Below are 273 nucleotides of genomic sequence, written 5' to 3' on the forward strand. Positions count from 1 at the left end.
GGGCGGCGACGGGCGGGACGAACGATGGCGGCGGTCTCAGTCACTTGTCGGGCCCCCCGGCGTAGAACACCCAGCGTCGGCTGGTGCCGTAGACGAGAGCGGTGATGAGCAGAATGATCGCGAACAGGATCATGGCGAGAGCACACGCATAGCCGATGCGCAGTTCGACGAAGGCTGCGTCGTAGATATAGAGCGACATGAAGTATGACCCGTAGTCGGGTCCGCCCTTGGTCATCACGAACGCCTGGGTGAAGATCTGGAATGTGCCGATCA

At 61.5% G+C, this 273-nt stretch carries 1 protein-coding gene; it reads right to left on the reverse strand.

Going from position 1 to position 273, the window contains the following annotated elements; translation table 11 throughout:
- Positions 1-40: 40 nt before the first annotated feature.
- Positions 41-273 (reverse strand): carbohydrate ABC transporter permease (locus SB660_RS20535; protein WP_410584178.1); only part of this gene is annotated, 233 nt, incomplete at its 5' end.

This window comes from Bacillus sp. SIMBA_005, assembly GCF_046535585.1.
GTDB lineage: Bacteria > Bacillota > Bacilli > Bacillales > Bacillaceae > Bacillus > Bacillus pumilus.